Genomic DNA, 505 nt, shown 5'->3' on the forward strand with positions numbered 1-505 from the left:
GGAACACCCCGCACCCACGCCTCAGCCAACGACGTCAGGAAACGCCCACTACCCCCATCATCACGACGCAGCGTGCCCACCACCACCGCGTCCGCGGCAGCCTCCTGCACCGCCATACCCAACACGGGATGCGAACTGACCTCGACAAACGCGCCGAAACCCTGCCCGGCCAGACTCTCCACCGCCTCAGCAAACCGCACCCGCTGACGCAAATTCCGATACCAATAACCGCCGTCGAGTTCAGCCGTATCCACAAACGCGGCCTCAGTCGTCGAGAAGAACGGCACCCCACCCACCCGAGGAACAACCGGCGCCAACACCTCCGCCAACTCGCCCTCAAGCGCCTCCACATGCCACGTATGCGACGCATAATCCACCGGCACCCGCCGCACCCTCACCTCATCCAACTCACACCGCGCCACCAACTCATCCAACGCGTCCGCATCACCCGCCACCACCACAGAACCCGGACCATTCACCGCGGCCACATCAATACGCCCCACCC

At 64.8% G+C, this 505-nt stretch carries 1 protein-coding gene; it reads right to left on the reverse strand.

Going from position 1 to position 505, the window contains the following annotated elements:
* Positions 1-505 (reverse strand): acyltransferase domain-containing protein (locus DVH02_RS31205; RefSeq protein WP_114627209.1); only part of this gene is annotated, 505 nt, incomplete at both ends.

It is taken from the genome of Streptomyces corynorhini, assembly GCF_003346515.1.
GTDB classification, from domain to species: Bacteria; Actinomycetota; Actinomycetes; order Streptomycetales; family Streptomycetaceae; genus Streptomyces; species Streptomyces corynorhini.